At 40.6% G+C, this 18,980-nt stretch carries 19 protein-coding genes; 9 read left to right on the forward strand and 10 right to left on the reverse strand.

Features of this window, described 5'->3' with window-relative positions:
* Positions 1-10: 10 nt before the first annotated feature.
* Complete coding sequence (locus tag CWC17_RS19610) at positions 11-397, forward strand: type 1 periplasmic-binding domain-containing protein (RefSeq protein ID WP_249935942.1); 387 nt, start codon at positions 11-13, stop codon at positions 395-397.
* 242 nt (positions 398-639) lie between these two features.
* Here CWC17_RS19610 and CWC17_RS18175 read toward each other — a convergent pair whose 3' ends face one another.
* On the reverse strand, positions 640-2,715 hold the full coding sequence (locus tag CWC17_RS18175) for a catalase (protein WP_138614493.1): 2,076 nt from the start codon (positions 2,713-2,715) through the stop codon (positions 640-642).
* Positions 2,716-2,950: 235 nt separating this feature from the next.
* Positions 2,951-3,784, reverse strand: coding sequence for a mechanosensitive ion channel family protein (locus CWC17_RS18180; RefSeq protein ID WP_138614495.1), 834 nt, complete (start codon positions 3,782-3,784; stop codon positions 2,951-2,953).
* Between the two features lie 256 nt (positions 3,785-4,040).
* On the opposite strand from CWC17_RS18180, the gene CWC17_RS18185 reads away from it, so the two are divergent.
* Positions 4,041-4,820, forward strand: a complete 780-nt coding sequence (locus CWC17_RS18185; RefSeq protein WP_138614497.1) for a DUF2189 domain-containing protein — start codon at positions 4,041-4,043, stop codon at positions 4,818-4,820.
* Positions 4,821-4,907: 87 nt separating this feature from the next.
* Here the strand turns inward: CWC17_RS18185 and CWC17_RS18190 are convergent, their stop codons facing one another.
* A complete protein-coding gene (locus CWC17_RS18190; RefSeq protein WP_138614499.1) occupies positions 4,908-5,687 on the reverse strand; it encodes a nucleoside-binding protein in 780 nt (259 codons plus the stop codon).
* Positions 5,688-6,287: 600 nt separating this feature from the next.
* On the opposite strand from CWC17_RS18190, the gene dps reads away from it, so the two are divergent.
* Entirely contained in the window at positions 6,288-6,803 is a 516-nt protein-coding gene (gene dps, locus CWC17_RS18195; protein ID WP_055016379.1) for a DNA starvation/stationary phase protection protein Dps, read from the forward strand.
* 560 nt (positions 6,804-7,363) lie between these two features.
* Here the strand turns inward: dps and CWC17_RS18200 are convergent.
* A complete protein-coding gene (locus CWC17_RS18200; RefSeq protein ID WP_138614501.1) occupies positions 7,364-8,731 on the reverse strand; it encodes an alkaline phosphatase PhoX in 1,368 nt (455 codons plus the stop codon).
* Positions 8,732-8,937: 206 nt separating this feature from the next.
* Here CWC17_RS18200 and CWC17_RS18205 point away from each other — a divergent pair, with 206 nt between their 5' ends.
* Positions 8,938-10,086 (forward strand): PA0049 C-terminal domain-containing protein, encoded by a 1,149-nt coding sequence (locus CWC17_RS18205; RefSeq protein ID WP_138614503.1) that lies wholly within the window; start codon positions 8,938-8,940, stop codon positions 10,084-10,086.
* 63 nt (positions 10,087-10,149) lie between these two features.
* Here CWC17_RS18205 and CWC17_RS18210 read toward each other — a convergent pair whose 3' ends face one another.
* A complete protein-coding gene (locus CWC17_RS18210) occupies positions 10,150-10,827 on the reverse strand; it encodes a glutathione S-transferase family protein (protein ID WP_055020062.1) in 678 nt (225 codons plus the stop codon).
* Between the two features lie 337 nt (positions 10,828-11,164).
* Here CWC17_RS18210 and CWC17_RS18215 point away from each other — a divergent pair, with 337 nt between their 5' ends.
* The 3 genes from CWC17_RS18215 to CWC17_RS18225 are packed head-to-tail and all read left to right on the forward strand — an operon-like array spanning position 11,165 to position 12,871.
* On the forward strand, positions 11,165-11,845 hold the full coding sequence (locus tag CWC17_RS18215; RefSeq protein WP_138614505.1) for a CsgG/HfaB family protein: 681 nt from the start codon (positions 11,165-11,167) through the stop codon (positions 11,843-11,845).
* Positions 11,845-12,192: a DUF4810 domain-containing protein gene (locus CWC17_RS18220; protein WP_055020060.1), complete on the forward strand. Its 348-nt coding sequence runs from the start codon at positions 11,845-11,847 to the stop codon at positions 12,190-12,192. The genes CWC17_RS18215 and CWC17_RS18220 overlap by 1 nt, the downstream gene beginning before the upstream one ends.
* A 1-nt stretch (position 12,193) precedes the next feature.
* Positions 12,194-12,871 carry a DUF799 domain-containing protein gene (locus CWC17_RS18225; RefSeq protein WP_138614507.1) on the forward strand — a complete coding sequence of 226 codons (678 nt, stop codon included), beginning with the start codon at positions 12,194-12,196 and terminating at the stop codon, positions 12,869-12,871.
* Positions 12,872-12,932: 61 nt separating this feature from the next.
* Here the strand turns inward: CWC17_RS18225 and CWC17_RS18230 are convergent, their stop codons facing one another.
* Complete coding sequence (locus tag CWC17_RS18230) at positions 12,933-13,523, reverse strand: acyl carrier protein phosphodiesterase (protein ID WP_138614509.1); 591 nt, start codon at positions 13,521-13,523, stop codon at positions 12,933-12,935.
* Between the two features lie 407 nt (positions 13,524-13,930).
* On the opposite strand from CWC17_RS18230, the gene CWC17_RS18235 reads away from it, so the two are divergent.
* Entirely contained in the window at positions 13,931-15,163 is a 1,233-nt protein-coding gene (locus tag CWC17_RS18235; protein WP_249935943.1) for a sodium/glutamate symporter family protein, read from the forward strand.
* Between the two features lie 77 nt (positions 15,164-15,240).
* On the opposite strand, the gene CWC17_RS18240 is transcribed toward CWC17_RS18235, so the two are convergent.
* A complete protein-coding gene (locus CWC17_RS18240; protein WP_055016386.1) occupies positions 15,241-15,474 on the reverse strand; it encodes a ChaB family protein in 234 nt (77 codons plus the stop codon).
* A gap of 13 nt (positions 15,475-15,487) precedes the next feature.
* Positions 15,488-16,057, reverse strand: coding sequence for a superoxide dismutase family protein (sodC, locus tag CWC17_RS18245; protein WP_138614513.1), 570 nt, complete (start codon positions 16,055-16,057; stop codon positions 15,488-15,490).
* Positions 16,058-16,560: 503 nt separating this feature from the next.
* Between sodC and CWC17_RS18250 the strand changes: the two genes are divergently transcribed.
* Positions 16,561-16,806, forward strand: coding sequence for a DUF4235 domain-containing protein (locus CWC17_RS18250; protein WP_055016387.1), 246 nt, complete (start codon positions 16,561-16,563; stop codon positions 16,804-16,806).
* Positions 16,807-16,946: 140 nt separating this feature from the next.
* On the opposite strand, the gene CWC17_RS18255 is transcribed toward CWC17_RS18250, so the two are convergent.
* On the reverse strand, positions 16,947-17,441 hold the full coding sequence (locus CWC17_RS18255; protein WP_055016388.1) for a hypothetical protein: 495 nt from the start codon (positions 17,439-17,441) through the stop codon (positions 16,947-16,949).
* Between the two features lie 214 nt (positions 17,442-17,655).
* Positions 17,656-18,888 (reverse strand): Vgb family protein, encoded by a 1,233-nt coding sequence (locus CWC17_RS18260; RefSeq protein WP_138614515.1) that lies wholly within the window; start codon positions 18,886-18,888, stop codon positions 17,656-17,658.
* Positions 18,889-18,980: the final 92 nt, after the last annotated feature.

The following is an 18,980-nucleotide window of genomic DNA, read 5'->3' on the forward strand; positions in this document are numbered from 1 at the left end:
TCGTTGCCCAATGTTTAGTTTGGGTAAACGTGAAAAGTCACTAGAGCAGTTGATGAGTTTATTAAATACGGATAACCCACCCATTTTTCTAGCTGTAGCGGGGTTTGCACAGTTTAACCCACACTATGTTAATGCGCTTGGTCCATACAAACAAATGATTGAAAATAAAGATATTATAATCGTCTCAGCCGATACCGAAGAAATACAACTCAATGTATTAAGTAGAGGGGTGTCCTCGGCTAACATAGGGCAAAATCCATTTGAAATGGGCCGCTTGAGCACCAAATTAATGCACGACTACATTTTGTACAATAAAAAGCCCACACAGTCCCACTATTATACTGACTTTCATTACTGCACAAAAAATAACGCTTTAACGTGCACAATAAACTATTAAAAGCGATAAGTAATTATCAGCGAGTATTAACTTGCTTTTTAACAACGGCGAATTTCTTATAATTAAGTAATAGCAAGCTATTTGGCTAATACTAAACACCACGTTGTCAAAACAATAAGTGTGATAGAGTTTTGTAATAAACCTATTATTTACCACTAAAAAGCCCATACAACACTCTCTTTTCATAAAAAAACCACACTTTTTACAAAGTGTGGTTTTTCTTTTCTACAAACACTTGTTTGTTAACGCTGCCAAAATCTCAAGTTGCGTAATATTTCAATAAAGGTATTTGCAGAGTGCATGTTTAAATCTATCCAACCATCATCAACTTTACCATCATCAAGCCCTGCGGCTTCAAACAATGCCATAGCATCTTGTGTATAGCCTATATACTTCATATGCGCGAATGCATCGTTCACAAAGTCCTTAGCCTCAGGAATACCGGCAAGCTTCTTAGCGCCTTCTTGCGTTGCAAGTACCATCACCGCATCGTAAAGCACCGAAGGGCCGCCATTAATTACTTGATCAGCTGCTACATGCTTACCTTTACTACAACATGCTCCACCCACTTGTGCGGCCACAATTTCGTAGTTAGAGCCTTCAGCGTCTAAGGCATTTATAACTGAATTGAAAATATCGGCATCAAAACCATCGCTTACTAAAATACCTAACTTACGACCTTTAAAGGTATTAGGCGTATTTTTTAAAATACTAAGTGCATCCGACACAGGTAAATCGTTACGCGTTGGCATAGCCGCTTCTGCAGGCTCTGGCATGTCTTGCAGGCGTAGACCCTTAGCCACTTCTTGCGCTAATGTTTTGTCTACGTTTAATAAATGCGAAACCACTCGTTCACGAATCGGCACATGCTCTACTTTTGAAAGCTCAAATACAAACGCATATTGAATGTGCGCTTGCTCTACTTCTGTTTGGCTTAAGTAAAATTGGCGAGCTTGACTGTAGTGATCGCTAAATGTTTCTGAGCGATAACGCAGCTTATCTCCACCGCTTACTTCTGGCTCGCTTGAGCTTTTAAAGCCATGCACTGGGCATTCGCGTGGGTTATGTTCATCGCCGCTCCACGAGTTTGGCTCGTAGTTAACACGCCCTTTAGGGTTATGCATTGCCATATGACCATCTTGTTGAAAATGGCGCATCGGACATTTAGGCGCATTAACCGGAATATGCGTAAAGTTAGGGCCGCCTAAGCGCTTGGTTTGCGTATCTAAATACGAAAAATTACGTCCTTGCAGTAATGGGTCGGGTGTAAAATCAAGCCCCGGCACAATGTTTTGTGTACAAAATGCAACTTGCTCTGTTTCGGCAAAAAAGTTGTCAACTACGCGGTCAAGTACCATGCGCCCGACAATTTTTACGGGCACTTGCTCTTCCGGTATAAGTTTAGTGGAATCAAAAACATCAAATTCAAATTCATCTGCAAATTGTTGGTCAAACACCTGTACGCCTAGCTCCCACTCTGGGAAGTCGCCTTTACCAATAGACTCCCACATGTCTCTGCGATGAAAGTCAGGATCGGCGCCATTCAGTTTAAGTGCTTCATTCCACACAACTGACTGCATACCGGCTTTTGGTTTCCAATGAAACTTAACAAATTTCTCATCACCTTTGGCATTAATAAATTTAAAGGTATGTACACCAAAGCCTTCCATAAAGCGTAAAGATCGCGGTATAGCTCTATCTGACATGGCCCACATGAGCATATGTACCGACTCGGGCGATAAACTCACAAAATCCCAAAAGTTATCGTGCGCGGTTTGTGCTTGCGGAAAACCACGGTCTGGTTCAGCCTTAGCAGAGTGAATTAAATCAGGAAACTTCATCGCATCCTGAATAAAAAATACAGGTATGTTGTTACCCACTAAATCCCAGTTTCCTTCTTTGGTGTAAAATTTAACAGCAAAGCCGCGAACATCACGTGCTAAATCGGGAGACCCTTTATTTCCTGCCACAGTTGAGAATCGTGCAAACACTGGCGTTTTTTCACCTTTGCGCTGAAAAATATCTGCACAGGTTAAATCTTCAAGCGTGTCGTAAGTTTCAAAATATCCGTGTGCGCCGTACCCTCTTGCGTGGACCACACGTTCTGGAATGCGTTCGTGATCAAAGTGAAATAATTTTTCGCGCATTACGTGATCTTCCAGAAGCCCTGGGCCGCGCTTGCCCGCACGCAATGAATTTTGGTCGTCGCTTACAGGGCAGCCCTGCGCGGTAGTCATGGCAGGGTGTTCATCCGACGCCTTTTGATGCAACTCGCCGCCATGCCCTTTATTGCCTGCGTATTTAAATGATTCAGCCATGTTTAGTCCTTCATACAATTTGATTTAATGGGTCAATAGTTTTTATAAGCTTTAAAACTAAAAGCGACCTTGCAAATGCAATATCAAGACCAGCCTACTAACCTAGTAAAAAAGGAGGGTAAAGGTAACAAAGTCGTATTTTGGCTAATTTATAAAAGTAAAATTTACACAAGCATGTAACTTTTTCAGACAAAAAAAGAGCACTTAAAAGTGCTCTTTTTAAAAAGGATTTATATTAGTCTTTATTCTCGTTAACTAAAATAACTTTACGATGCGGGAATGGAATTTCGATATTGTTATCATCAAGGGCTTTTTTAATCAGCTCGGGCACTGTGTATAAAATTTCAAAGTAGTGCTCACCTTTACAAAACGGCCTTACTAAAAAGTCTACCGAGCTATTGTTAAGTGTTTCTACTTCAACAAAAGGGGCTGGGTCTTTTAAAATATGTGGGTGAGCCTCTAGCACGCTATCAATAACCTTGCGAACCGCATCGGTGTTTTCATCGTATGCCACACCAAAATGCATATCTACGCCGCGAATAGGATGGTGCGAATGATTAATAATCTGCGCTCCCCAAATCTGGCTATTGGGGATAATCACTTGCTGATTATCGAACGTTTGCAAAATAGTGGTAAACATATCAACCTCGGTAACTTTACCAAAGCGCCCTGCAGCTTCTATAAAGTCGTTTACTTTATAAGGTCTGAATATAAGTAGCATCACACCTGCAGCCAAGTTAGACATAGCACCTTGCAGTGCTAACCCTATAGCTAAGCCTGCTGCACCTAATAGTGCAATAATTGAAGCTGTTTGCACACCAAAGCGGTTTAACACGGCAATAAATACAAACGCTAAAATAACATAGCGCGCCATGCTACCTAAAAACCTAAATAGTGTGTCATCAAAATGAGTGTATTTATGGCATAAACTTACAATCATATTACGCACTTTGCCTGCAAACCATAAACCTATTAGTAATATAACGATTGCCATTAGAATATTTGTTGCCCACATTATTGCTGCGGGCAAATACTGATTTACATCAATATTATGTATTATCTCGTCCATTTTATTATTCCTGTTAGACTGGTTGTAATTAAAAAAGCTTACCAGCACCACTTATTAACTTTTTATTAACCAAATTACAAATTTATACCTACTTACTGAATTAGCCTTTAACTTTTCTCACCAATAACAGCTTTCAAAACCAAATTAGTATATAAATTGACCGAAAATATTTTTTGTTGCGTATATGTTGTTCTATTTGTAAATAAAGCCAATGTGTTCTAAACCTTTAAGAGACACCTTGTTAAGGAGCGTTGTTATGCCAACAACAAATACGATTAATAAACACTCTGAATTTGCCCGCTGCATTGAATGCAATAAGGTAAACACATTTGCAGCTTTTCACTGGCTCGCACTGGCGTTTAAAGACATGACCCGTGCGCCCATATTGAGCCTAATTTACGGGGTTATATTTACCCTAATTCCTGTAGCTATTATTTACTCGGCAATGTTTACAGGGACTTATTTAGTGATACTGCCCGCAACCGTGGCATTTGCATTAATAGGCCCTGCCTTTGCGGCAGGTCTTTACGATGTAGCATGGGAGCTTGAGAAAGGGCATAAACCCACATTAAGCCACTCTATTAAGTCGATGTTTAGAAACCCTGCAGGCGAATGGGGTTTTGCAATAATGCTAATGGTGATCATGATAGCTTGGATGCGATTAGCCGCGCTTGTGCATGCTTTATATCCTAGCCATGCCAATCCCACCTTTGAAGAATTATCAGCGTTTTTAACGCTAGGCAGTTTAATAGGTGGTGTATTGCTTGTAACTGTATTTTCGCTTTCTGCTTTTGCTCCGCAAATAATGATGGAGCGCCGAGTAGATATTATGACCGCAGTCATAAGTTCTATGAACGCTGTTAAAACTAACTTTGCCGCTATGGTGGTGTGGTCTATTTGTATATTTTTACTCGTAGCCATCGGCTTTGCTACCGGCGCCGCGGGCTTTATTGTAATTATGCCTTTGCTAAGCTATGCCAGCTGGCATGCTTACATCGCAGTAATAAAAACCAAAAAACCTCGTGGTTACGAGTAAAACCAACCATTTATAGTTCCAACCACACTGACAAAAATAGCGCCAAAAGGCGCTATTTTTTTATCAGCCTAGCAAAGCATGCTTTGCTTAAAATACCCAAATGGCATGTAAAAAGGGCTGGTTTTCTATGTCAGCTGTACCAAGCTTGTTGTACCAATAACGCCATTCAGCTCCCACCATTAATTGCTTAGCATCTAAATTAAAGTTTTGCCCAACATCCCAATACACTGCAGGCTGCGCAAGTAGCCATTCATTAACTTTATTGTCTAACTCATCATTACGCCCAGAGATGTATTCAACGTGGCCGGTAAAGTAAAAAGCTTGGCTACCTAACGAGAAAGGAGCACCCCAAACAAGGTCTATAAAAATACTGTTATCTTGTTTAGCTAACAGATCTTTTTGAACGCCACCATTGGCATCAATATAGCCTGCAAAAGTGGTTGTTAAAAAATCAAAGCATGGCGCATCCCAGCTGAGCTTTATGCCTGGGGTGTATTTCATTAATCCCTCTTCACCGGCATTTATACCAAACACTAAACCTGTGTCTTTTATTGGTCCGTATTTTAAAGAAGTCTCTAAGGCTTTTGATAAGCTAAGTGTTGTGTACCACTCGCCATAAATACCCGTATCTTGAAAATCATCACTAAGGCTGTCGTTTAAAAAATCGATAAAAAAGTAGTTATCACCCAAGTCATGCTCTGAGGCATGCTCTATGGTGTAGGTGCGTGTAAATGACGACTCCCCAGTAAAAGGATTTAAGGCATCGCCAAAGTTTGTGTGAAGCTGTGTGATGCTCCAATTTTCTGCTAGAGCTGAGTGAGACAAAAGCAGTATAGATGTTGTAAACAGTGCTTTAAAAAAATTCATTATTTATTTACATAACCCCAATTAAAATGCGGCAGGAGTATATCAGTGAGCATTCACCAACTAAAGAGATTAAATAAGTATAAAGAATGATTTTTTAAATTTAGGCAGTTAAGTGCAGTAATCAAAGAACTGTACAGGCTTTGTATGAATATAAAGTGTGAGTGCTAATTTAACACAGGCACACAATTGGCTCCTTTTAGATATAGCTGCTTAATTTATAAATTATGTCTAACTTAAATATTAAAACGCGTGCGCCCTAAAGCTAACTTTTAAAGATTATGTAATGCGGGTCTAAATTAACTACTAAGTACGCAAAATAGTTGCACTACACCGATTATGCCTTTCTAAACGCCGTCTAATTTAAACGCGTACCACACGCATTCCGACTTTATTGCTAGTATGCAGAATTTACAAAAATCAGTGCATAAAATTCATAATCTCCGCCCTTCCTTTTGTTCACCTTACACTAAAAATCAAAATAAACCATTAACTATCAATGGTTTATATAAACAAATCTAATAGGCATAGGCTTTGCTTCATGTATTGCAAGTTAAATAGTAGCAATGGCTACATACAACACATTATATAACGGGAGACATTATGAGTAACTCACAACACCCAATTGAATTTACAGCCCCAGGTATGGATAACGAAACAGCAAAAAAAACAATTGAAACACTCGATAATCGACTTGTATCTCTTTTAGATTTACAACTTACTTTAAAGCATATTCATTGGAATGTAGTGGGCCCTAGTTTTATTGGTGTTCATGAAATGTTAGACCCGCAGGTGGATGCTATTCGCGAAATGACCGACACCATCGCAGAGCGTATTGCTACATTAGGCGGTACGCCACAAGGTACACCTAAGTCAATTGTAGATCGCCGCACATGGGATGAATACTCATTAGGTAAAGCCTTTGTAATTGAACATTTGGGCGCATTAGACAAAGTATACAGTGGCGTAAACGCCGATCATCGTAATGCCATTAGCACGCTGTCTGAATTAGACCCTGTATCTGAAGACATGATCACCAGCCAGCTTGGCGATTTGGAGCAATTTCAATGGTTTGTGCGTGCTCACATTGAATCGTCTGCAGGTAAACTAAATCATTAATTGATTACCTACTTTGCCATACAAGGAATGTTAATAAGTGTTAAGGGACTAATAATCATACAAGGATACGTTACATAAGTTGGTACAGGATGAAGTGCAAACTACAAGGACCCGTTACTTATTACATAAAGGATGTAGTAAATACACCAAGGATGATTAAAGCTTGCTAACGGATTTGGTAAATCTACAAGGATTGTTAAAGTACAAACGAGGGCGTGCTAATCTTTGATGATTGAATTTGCAGCAGCATGTTTGGTTTTTAGGCAAGGCAGAGTCTATGAAGTGTGGTTATTCCCCATAAATAGGCGATAACGCAGCATAAATGCCAAACATGCGCTACCCTTTGGGTTCTTTCTAGGGACGATAAACTCCTTGTTGCCTACATGGATGTAGGTAAGGGGCGTGAGCAGGACGCGGAAGCTTTGCTCGGTTTTTACTTAGCCCACTAGGCTACAAACCTCGCGCCGCGATTTAACCGCCCCTAGATTGAACAAATTTCAACCTACAAAGTTCAGCACGCCCTAGTATAAGCATGCTAAGCGTTTGTATTTTTTATCGCTTTAAAGCTTAAAACTATCCCAAGGACCAGTAATAGCCAACGTTTTAGATGGCATGTATACATTTACAAATAAGGTTTGCCCGTCAGGTGAAAAACACGCTCCAGCAAGCTCTGTTTGCGTGTGCAATTTAGCAAAGTTATACACCTCTCCTTTAGGTGTTACCCCGCGTAAATGGTTATTCACCGTATCAGTATATTGATCCTCACATACAATTAAATGCCCATTAGGCGCTACCGTTAAATTATCACCAAAGTTGTATAACGACTCGTTTGTACTTTCTACAAATAGTTGTATTTTGCCAGGTTCATTTTGCTCTAACTCAGTACCTTCGTTTTTTGATGGTGTGTACTTCATTACCTGACCTAACTGCTTTTTGCCCCCATTAGTACAGCAAAAATAAAGCTCATTTTTACCCCAATGTATCCCCTCTCCCCGTGCAAATAAGGCTGCGCCTTTTTTATAGCCTTGCTTGCGTAAGTCATCATTTGGGCTTTTAGGGTCTGTAAGTGTTATCCATTCAACCAAAAGGTCGCTGTGTAGTGGCATGGCCGGAGAGTCCCAATTTCGGCTATCAAACTGGGGCTGGTTTTTAATTACCATAGCTTGCAATGTGCCGCCTTTATTTAACTTATCGCGATGATGAGGAATAAACCGATAAAACAAACTATCGCCTCTATCTTCAGTTAAATAAACAATACCGGTTTGTGGGTCTATCGCTGCGGCTTCATGGTTAAATCGGCCCATATCATATAATGGCTCTGGCTTAATTAAGCCTTTGGCACTGGCTGGAACTTCAAAAATGTAACCATGAGATTGTGACAAACCATCGCTTTTATCCATAACGGTTTCTTCGCACGTTAGCCAACTCCCCCACGGAGTTACACCGCCTGAGCAGTTTCGTATTGTGCCACATAGCGATAAATATTCTTGCTCGCGTTTTTGCTCTTTTAAGTTAAAAATTATATGACTAGTGCCCCCAGGCAAAGCTACACCATTTTCAAGTGAATCATAGGCTAAGGGGCTTTTGTGATTACTAATTAAGTCAGACGCTGTATCAATGTGTTTAGGCTGTAATTCATGATTACGGATAAGGGCTACGCGTTCGTTATCTAATGCAATACAGCCCATGCCATCGGCCCGATCGGGCACATCTAAACCATCATCCATTTTATCGCCAAGCTTAGATATAACCTGATAACTAAAGCCTTTAGGTAAGTCTAATAAGGCCTGAGGATCGGCTATTAATGGGCCATAAGCGGGCAGCTTAGTTGTTACTTTAGGTAAAGCAACATTACCCATTGCGCTGCGTGATAAGCCAATAAACGCAAGCGAGCCTGCACTAAATAAAAACTCTCTTCTAGAAACCATTATTTTATTCCCGTGTTTTTTATTAAATCTATAGTAAAGGAAATAACCCGCTAAAAGTGCGGTGCTTTGCTAAATTCATTAAAGTGTAATAATGTAACATTCCATCCGTACCAGATATCAGTTAATTCAACTTTAAATAATTGCCCTCACTGTTTAATAGTAGGATAGTAAGTTACTCAAATAACAACGGCTTAATTAGGAGTATCATGATCAAAGTATTACTAGCAACCAGCTTAATTGCCTCTTCATTCGCAGCTTTAAGTAATCCACTCACCGTTGAAGAACAACGCATCAGCAAAGCACAAACTGCAATGCCCGCCGTGTTAAACGCCTTTGATAAAGAAGTAACCAACTTTGAGCAGCAGTTCAAAGCGCTCAATAACTTTAAAGAGGCAAAGCAGCTCATAAAAACCTATAGTTTTGAGCTGTGGGAAAGCGCTAAGCAACGCATTATTAAAACTAAAAACTACGATGATAGAGCACTTTACTGGGCGCGCCTGCTTTCAAGTAAAATAATACGTACAACCGCCGCAAAATTTGAGCTATCTGACGCGCAAATAAATACGCTGCTAAAAATGCTTGAAGAAGGCAGCCGAGGCCGCACCGATTTAGCTTTTTCATCAGGCAGTGATAAAAAGATTGTACTTACCGGGTTTGACCCATTTTTACTCGACAAAAATATCAACCAGAGTAACCCATCTGGGGTAGCCGCGTTGTTACTCGACGGCCAAGTTATTAATTACAATGGCGTTAGCGCCGAAATTAATACGGTTATGGTACCAGTACGCTACAAAGACTTTGACCAAGGCATAGTAGAGTCTCTGCTTGCCCCCTACTATGCACTTAATAACGTTGACATGGTTGTAACGGTTAGCATGGGCAGAACCGAGTTTGATTTAGAGCACTTTCCGGGTAAACGCCGCAGTGTCACCGCGCCAGATAACGCTAATATTGTCTACGGCGGTACGCAAACAAGCCCTGTTATTCCTAAGCTAAATGGACGCCCCCTACCTGGTAATGAGTTTGTAAAATTTAGCCTACCTGTAAGCGCTATGCAAAACGCCAAAGGCCCGTATAAAGTAATCGACAACCGCAAAGTCACTACACTTAATAAAACCTTTAAAGCGGGATCGTATGGCGTACTTAAGAACAGTGTTGCGGTAAATGGCGGCGGGGGTGGTTATTTATCTAACGAAATATCGTATCGCAGCATACGCCTACGTGACGAGCTTAATTCAAGCATACCTACCGGGCATATCCATACTCCGCGTATACAACAGTTCGAACCAGAAACAGAAGCTAAAATAGTAGAACAGATTCAATCAATGCTAGAGCATAGCTTAGTAGCGCTGTAGCAAAATTAAGGAATTAATACGCATAAAAAAGGGCAAAAATTGCCCTTTTATTACTTTTAAGCGTTAGCTCTTTGGGTAATTAGATGGGAAAAAAGCACGTTTGGCTTCTTCATCAAATTCTTTTTTAAAGGCGACATCGGTGCCAATTTTGCGTGCACGCGCAACCGCTGGTCGGCTATCAATGCTTTCAAACCAACGCTTTAAATTAGGGTATGGTGCAAGGCCTTCTTCACCAAGTACTACTGGGGCTTTATCAATCCAACCCCAAGCAGATACATCAGCAATAGTGTATTCATCACCCACTATAAAGTCGCGACCTTTAAGGTGTGTATCAAGCACTTCGTAATGGCGCTGCGCCTCACGCAAGTAGCGGTTTACTGCGTAATCAAGCCCTTCTGGCGCCATATGTCTAAAATGAACACTTTGCCCTGAGTATGGGCCTAAACCCGATGCAATAAACATTAACCATGAGAGCATTTCGGCGCGATTCTCTGGCTTACCTGCTAACTTGCCGTGTTTTTCACTTAGGTACATTAATATAGCGTTCGAATCAAATACACGGGTTTCACCATCAACAATGGCAGGTGCTTTTGCATTAGGATTAATGGCTTTAAACTCAGGTGTATGTTGCTCACCTTTTAAGGTATCAAGTGGTACAAGTTCAAACGGTAGGCCTGTTTCTTCTAAAAACAAAGCAACCTTCATTGGGTTAGGTGTATGGTGAAAATAAAATTTGATCATAAAACGCTCCTAAAAGTGGTAGCTACAATTAAAGCACAACTTGAGCAGTCGTTCAATTTATCTATTACCTTGGCGGATTAATATATAGCTGACTTAAATAGCTATCAGTCCTAACTTCATATTTTTAATTCAATAGTTAAAAGGTGGAGCAAGGTTGTAAGGGTTACACTTATTTCCCGGTTGATATATTGCTCTTAAATTAATAATAACATTGCGTTTACATGAATTATTGTTTATAAAGTCGCTTGGAATGGATTCTTGAACTTAAACTGGTTTTTCTTGTGCAAGCTCCTTTCTAGATTACTTCTGCATTTATTTAAACGGATATAAAAAACTTATGCGCATAAGCAATAAACACATTAAAACAATTATAATCTCTGCACTTACTGCATCTACTCTATCAGGCTGTGCAACTACATCATCAAAAGTAGTTGAAACACCAACGGTAGCAAGCTACAACACAACCTATTCTGGCACAAAAAGTAAATTAGTCGTAGGCCAATTTGTAAATCGCTCTAGCTTTCAAAACGGCATATTTTCTTCAGGACAAGACCGTTTAGGTAGCCAAGCCAAAACGACATTAATGAGCCATTTACAACAAACAAATCGCTTTAGCGTTTTAGATCGCGACAACATGGCTGCCCTTGCAGAAGAAGCAAAGTTAACAGGTACAAAACAAGTTCTTAGTGGTGCAAAGTTTGTAGTAACAGGCGATGTAACAGAGTTCGGTCGAAAAGCCATTGGCGATCGCCAACTATTTGGTTTATTAGGCAAAGGTAAATCGCAAATTGCCTATGCAAAAGTAACCTTAAATATTGTTGATGTAACAACTTCAGAAGTAATTTACTCTGTTCAGGGCGCTGGCGAATACAGCTTATCGGAACGCGAAGTTATTGGCTTTGGTAGTACAGCTTCATACGATGCAACTTTAAATGGAAAAGTGCTCGATTTAGCGATTCGTGAGGTCGTTAATAAGCTTGTTACTGGTTTAGAATCAGGCCAATGGGGTGATAAATAATGAAAAAACTGTTATCTCTAATTATGGTTTGTGCAGCTCTAACAGGCTGTAATTCGACTAAAGAGCCAATTTATTACTATGGTGATTATAGCACTGCAGTTTATGCCTACTTAAAAGCAGATGAAGTGTCAGCTGAAGAACAAATTAGCATGCTTGAACAAATCATCAGCGAAGCCGCTGGTAAAAACAAACCTGTTGCGCCTGGCCTACATGCTCACTTGGGCATGCTTTATTTCGAAACAGGTAATCCTGCTTTAGGTACAACTCACTTTGAAACAGAAAAAACACTTTTCCCTGAGTCTGTTCAATATATAGATTTCCTTCTAAAATCGGCGAAAGGTGCTTAATATGTTCAACTTTAAAACACTTACAACAATAGCGTTATTAGCACTGCTTACTGGGTGTGTGTCGGCTCCACCAGCACACGACTACACAGCTTTTAAACAAGCAGATCCGCATTCAGTAATTATTTTACCGCCATTAAATAATACACCTGAAGTTATAGCGCCTTACAGTGTTATGACACAAATGGTAGCCCCTATTGCTGAGTCTGGTTTTTACGTTTTTCCGGTAGCGCTAGTTGAACAAACCTTCAAGGGTAATGGCCTTACGGTTGCAAGTGATGTACACCAAGTACCTGTAAAAAAACTACATGATATTTTTGGTGCTGACACTGCCCTTTATATTACCATTGAAGAATATGGTACTAGCTATGTTGTAATTTCTAGCGAAACCGCTGTAACTGTATCAGCTTCATTAGTAGATTTACGAACTGGCGAGCAATTATGGCAAGGCAAAGCTAGAGCATCTTCGGCAGAGCAGCAAAATAATAGCGGCGGTGGGCTAGTCGGTATGCTTGTTGTGGCAGCTATTAATCAAATAGCAGAAACTGTGACTGATAAGGGATTTGAAATAGCCGCTATTACTTCAAGCCGCTTACTTTCTTCAGATGCTTACAACGGCTTATTATACGGACCTCGCTCACCTAATTATGGCCAACCAGCGCCAAGCGAAAAGAAAAAATAACTAAAATAGCTATAAAAATTAAACTCAAAAGGCCGAACAACCTAGTGTCGTTGGGCCTTTTTTAATATGTTTTTTCAAGCCTGCTCTCTTTTACATGCTCAATCAGCTCAGGAAAAAACGCTAAAAATACCGCTTCTAACTCATGGTAGTTTTGCGTTATATCCTCAGCAGTACCAGCAAAGTTATTAGTAAAACGAATGCGTTTGGCTATGTTATCGAGCGCAAGCCCTACACCTTCTATCGTTTCGTACTCTTTAAACCAATCGTTTGTAGTCATGCTGGTTACAACGTGCTGCATGCGCGGTGGCATAACCGCTATGCGATCATTTAAAAGTGCGTAGCTGCTGTGTTTAAAATCATTTAAAGGGAGTTTGTTAAAGTGTTGCCAATGCCTAATTAAAAAATGATCAAACAGTACGTCAATCGCTACGCCTGCAAAGCGTTTTCGCTCGGGCGAAAAGTACTGTTTAGCGGATTTTACAAAAGGGTGTGAGTCGGTAAACTTATCAACTAAGTAGTGGTTTTCTAGAGCGCTTTTAACGCTACTTGGCAGGTGCTGTGCATACCTGCGGCCGCCAAAGTCACCTAATAAATTGCCAAAGTGCGAATCGGCTGTAGGTTGTGCAAAATAAAGGTGAGCTAAATAATTCAACGCTATCCCAATGGGTTTAAACAAACTTAATTTTGCCAAATAGTAACGCACATTTGAGCGAAACTCACACGCGTGTTTAGTGCACTCCCTGTGTAATTACCTAACACTATAGTTTGAAAATCATACAAAAACTCTGTAAAGCCGTCGCACTCAATTCAGCATAAAATATTTAAAATATAATTATCAATCACTTAAAGTTTAAAAGTTGCTGGAATATATATTGCTACCTAGCGTATTTAGCACTCAAACATGTATAGCTCTTTTTATTAGCAGGCAGTTTAAAGGGGCATAAAACACAGGTTAAATCAGTTATGGATATAGCTATATTTTTTAAGTCGTTACTATTACTAGCCTTTTTTTTAACGCTAGGTAATTTAATTAAGTACACATTTTTAAGGGGGTTAATTGTGCCCTCCTCGTTAATTGCCGGCGTGTTGGCTCTTTTATTAGGGCCACAATTACTCGGTGAGCATATTAATTTGTCACTCCAAGGGACTAATTTATGGATAGATGAAAAGGTCACAAATATATGGAAGGAGTTACCTGGGTATTTAATTGTGGTGGTGTTTGCAGGCTTATTTTTAGGTAAAAAAATACCTACAATTAAACAATCGCTAAATCAAAGCCTACCCAATTTAAGCTTTGGCTACAGCATTGCCATAGGCCAATATGTAGTCGGGATGATCACAGCATTATTAATACTAGCCCCTTTATTTGATACCAACGAAATTGCCGGCGCACTCATTGCTGTAGGATTTCAGGGCGGGCATGGCACCGTAGCTGGCCTGCAATCCACTTTTGAGAGTATCGATTTTGCAAAAGGTATGGACTTGGGACTAGGTATAGCAACAATAGGCCTTATAAGCGCCATCGTATTAGGGACTATTATGTCTAATCGCACCGATGATGGCGACCAAGAGCTTGAAATTAGCCACGACGAAAAAGTAGAAGTAAAAGACCGCCCGTTTGGTCTGCACTTTGCTATTTTAGGCACTGTTGTTATTGTTGCTTGGCTTTTACTTAGCGCCTTACAAGTAGCCGAAAAAAGCCTTTTTGCCGATTCATCTGTAAAAATACTTGAGTACATGCCTTTATTCCCCGTTGCGATGATGGTGGGTTTAGTGGTGCAAATAGCACTTAATAAATCAGGCATGGGTAACTTAATTAGTCACTATCAAATAAACCTGCTTTCTAACCTCTCCCTCGATTTACTGATAATTGCCGCACTGGGTGCGCTTAACTTATCGGTACTTGCTAAATATTGGCAAAGTATTTTAATTTTAGGTGCGGTGGGGGTAGCTTATAGCGCAGCTATCTACTTTTTCTTTGGTGGGTGGTTTTTCCCTAAAGATTGGAAAGTGAGAGGGATTGGCGAGCTTGGGCAATCTATGGGCACCACGGCAGTTGGGCTGTTAATGCTAAAACAGGCTACCTCAAACCCTAGTGAGCATATTCGCCCCTTTAGTTACAAACAACCGCTTTATGAGCCTGTGGTTGGCGGCGGTATTGTTACTGCGCTCGCACTTCCTGCCATTGCTAATTTTGGGCCGTGGGCATTTACTATTATTATGGCGTTTATATTAGCGTGTGTAGTAGGTGTTTTTGCCTTTTATAAACGCCGTAAGCACAAAAGCGAGTAGCCCAATTACGCTATAAAAAAGCCGCTACAAAAGTTGTAGCGGCTTTTTAAACGTTGGTTTTTTACTTTTACAAGTAACTAATTACTCGCCTTAACCCAGTTTCCATTATCATTTTTACTGTAGCTATTTTTAACAGCAGACCACGCCACTTTATGCGCTGTGGTTTCGCGATCGTCATCGTTTTTTCTATCGCTTGGGTCCTTATAGGTATCCCACGCGCTATTAAACGCCTCTTGGTATATCTCTTGGGCGTGTTTAGGTAAATTACTTTTTACCGACTCAGGTAACTCATTTGTATTTTGATAAGGCATAATAACCTCCGTATTACTTAATTACGCCGCACGCAACACGTTTACCGCCGCCACCTAGTTTCTTGGGTTCGTCGGCATAATTGTCGCCTCCTTTGTGGATCATCACTGCATGTTGTTTAAGCTGCTCAAGCTTGAGCCTTGGGGCTAAAACAGGCGATGTAGCTTCGCCATCCTCATTAACATATAACGCAGGTAAATCGCCTAAGTGGCCATTACTCCACGGTTCATCGTGGTGTTTAGCACTGTTAGGATCAAAGTGCCCACCAGCAGCACCGGCAGGTACAACTTTACCGTCTTTTTGCTTTGGCTCGCAGCTAGCATATTGATGAACATGAAAGCCATGCTGCCCAGGCGTAAACCCTTTAAGCGCAGGGGTAAATACCACCCCGTGCTCATTTTCTGTCAATGTAACGGTGCCAAGTAGCTCACCTTGCCCCGATTTACTCACTGCATGCATATCAACATCTACATTCGCCAATGCGCTATTTTGTAGCATTGCAGCGGTAAAAAATATGGCGCAAGCGGGTTTAAAAATTCGTGTTGCGCTTTTACTACCGGATGAATTAAACAGTAAACTATTCATTGTAATCTCCTCGTAAAGTATCAGGTTTATAAATTACCGTGATTGCTTAGCTATTAGGTTCAATCTTTATACCAAGCTCGCTATGGATGTATTATTTGCCTACATAATACTTAACTCGCTGAATCATAATAAAATAATCAGCTATGGGAAATTATCAACTCGCCAATTTTAAACATACTGCGCATTTTTGCCAAAACGCTGTAAAAAACTGAGGCATATTTACAAATAAAATGACAACTTTACAGGCCTAGCAGGCACCCACGCTTTCCTAAATACCTTTTGCGGTGGCTTAAAAAACAACTAAACCGCTAAGAGGCTAATTAGTTAACTTTACGCTAAGCCAATAACACAGCGCGTTTAATCAAATTACACCCTCATGCACAAACTAAAATAAACCATGCTCGCCACGCCCACTGCGCTGTCGGTATGCTAATTGCTCAGCATACTAGTGTCGTTAAACGGGTTATAGATGACCCTATCGCTATTAAACAATGGAGGGAATTATGAGTAACAAGCAACTAATTAAAACACTAGGTATAGGCCTAGCCGCCGCATCCGCAGGCATGTTGACCAGAAAAAGTTTACAAAAGTCGTGGGAAAAAGTAACCAATGAGCCAGCCCCAAAAGACAAGCCGAGTGAAAAAACTGATCTTAAAGAAGCCGTTACATGGGCTGTGGTGTCGGGCGTGGGTGCAGGCTTAGCAAGAATGGCCGTAAATTACGCGCTAGATAAACGAAAGCACAAATAACCCACCTAATAAGTGTAACTTTTCTAAAGCCCCTTATAGGGGTTTTTTAACGCTACAAATAAAGTGTGTCTAAAGACATTTAAAAATGAATAAAAAAAAGGTGAAACTACGTTTCACCTTTCTGGCAATTCCTTTAACCATTATGCAGTAGAGACGTTGCTTGCCCCTGCATTGTTAAGAATTTCTTCAATTGCGTTTTTGTTATCGCTATCGTACTTAACGCCGATTAAAATAGAGCCCTTTTCAATCGCATCTTCATAATATTTAATTTCGTGCTCTGGAATAAATGCACCAATAGCAGCACCTAACGTGCCACCTACAGCAGCACCAGCGCCGCCCGCTGCAAAAGCAGCCACTAATGGACCAGCTACGAGCAAACCTGCTCCACCGGTTGCCACGGTACCTACAGCAGTAAACCCGCCTACAAGAGCGGCAATAATACCACCTGAGGCTGCTCCTACAATGCCGCCCTCAGCCGCTTTAGTTCCCTCATCTAAAGCAAAATCTTCCTTTGCGTATGAGTCATTGGCTACAATGCTTATATCAGCTTCATTAATACCTAATGCTTCTAACCTATAAATAGCCAGTGTTGCTTGCGATGCGCTTTCAAATAACCCAGTAATAACCTTGCTCATAATAACTCCTTTATCTATTTAAAATAATACAGCTATTACTAAGCAAAACCTAAGCCACCAAAACAATACATAAAAAAATCAATAACTTAAGTTAAATCAGATTCAAACACTCTTGTAAACAACGTAAATATTGCTAACTGTTGTAAAAAACTCCTACCTCATACATAAATGCACTAACGCTTAGCGCTTTTATATAACGTGTTAATAAACTCAATTACTTAGACCACGTAATTTCGGCTAATTGATTAGTAGCCGTTTGATGAATAATCAAGCCGTTATTGCCCATACGCATGTGCCTAATTAAGCCAGAGTAAACCCCTTCTTTACTGGGAATTTGCCAGCTTTGCATGGTTTGAGTTTTCAAATCAAACCTAACCAGTGTTTCGGGGCGCTTAGCCGACTCATTAAACCAAATAGCATTATCGGCATATTCAATGGCATACGGGTGGCTGTTTGCGCCGCTGGGATTATCCCACTGCGTTATTTTACCGTTTTTGGGGTTATAGCGGCCCAGTTTACCCATGCCAGAGTTTACATAAAACACCATATCATCAGGCGTAATAGCAAGGCGCCTAGTATGTGTTTTAGCACCTGGGAGTTTTATTTCGCTAAGCGCCATAGTGTTTTTATCAACTTTAACCAAACAGTTACTGCCGTTACACGACACCCACGGCGACCCGTTTGAATCAAGCTTTATACCATAAGGACGCGAGCCTTTAGTGGGCAAAGTAGCCAGTTTAATATCGCCGCTTTTAGGGTTTAGCCTGCCAATCATGTTGCTGTGCTGCAGGGTAAACCAAAATATACCTGCATCATCAAACACGCCTGTATGCGGGTCACGGGCATTTTTATTAGGCATTTTATACACTTTAAATTTTTCGGTTTGTAAATCTAAATACCCCACCGTGCCATTTTTATTACCTAAAAACCAAGGGGTTTGATTTTTATCAAGCGACACACTGTGCGCATACGTACCACTTGGCAGTGTGTACTCTTTCATTTCACCGGTTTCAGGGTTTAACCTACCTAAAATATTGCCCCACTGGCCAACCCACCAAATAAGCCCGTTTTCACCTTGCACAGGGTCGCGAGCGCGTTGCCCAAGCGTAGGCACTTGCCAGTATTTAAAGTTTAGTTTTAAATCCCCTTTAACCACCGTTGACTCGCGCTTAGTGTTAACAGGGTAATGTTTGGCCAAATACGTGCTTATATCTTTACTAAATGCAGTACCTTCGCCTGTATCTACCATATAGCTTATAAGTGTTTGCCAATCCGCTTGGCTATAACCCGCACTGCGCTCAAGGTTGTTTAAACTATGGCAACTGGCACAAAGCTGCTCAACTAATACCCCTGGCTCGTTACTCAATACAGGTAACGGCGCAGCTAAAGCCCCTAGCGCAGCCATTACAGCAACGTGTTTATTAAATAAAAATCGATTTTTACGCATAACCCCCTCCCTTTTTTAATATTAAAGCATAGGGCGAAAGTGTTTACTATGTGAGCACTTTTAGCTTTTAGTTTTTAGCTTTTAGCTTTTAG

The sequence above is a fragment of the Pseudoalteromonas sp. S3785 genome, from assembly GCF_005887365.1.
In the GTDB taxonomy this organism is placed as follows: Bacteria; Pseudomonadota; Gammaproteobacteria; order Enterobacterales; family Alteromonadaceae; genus Pseudoalteromonas.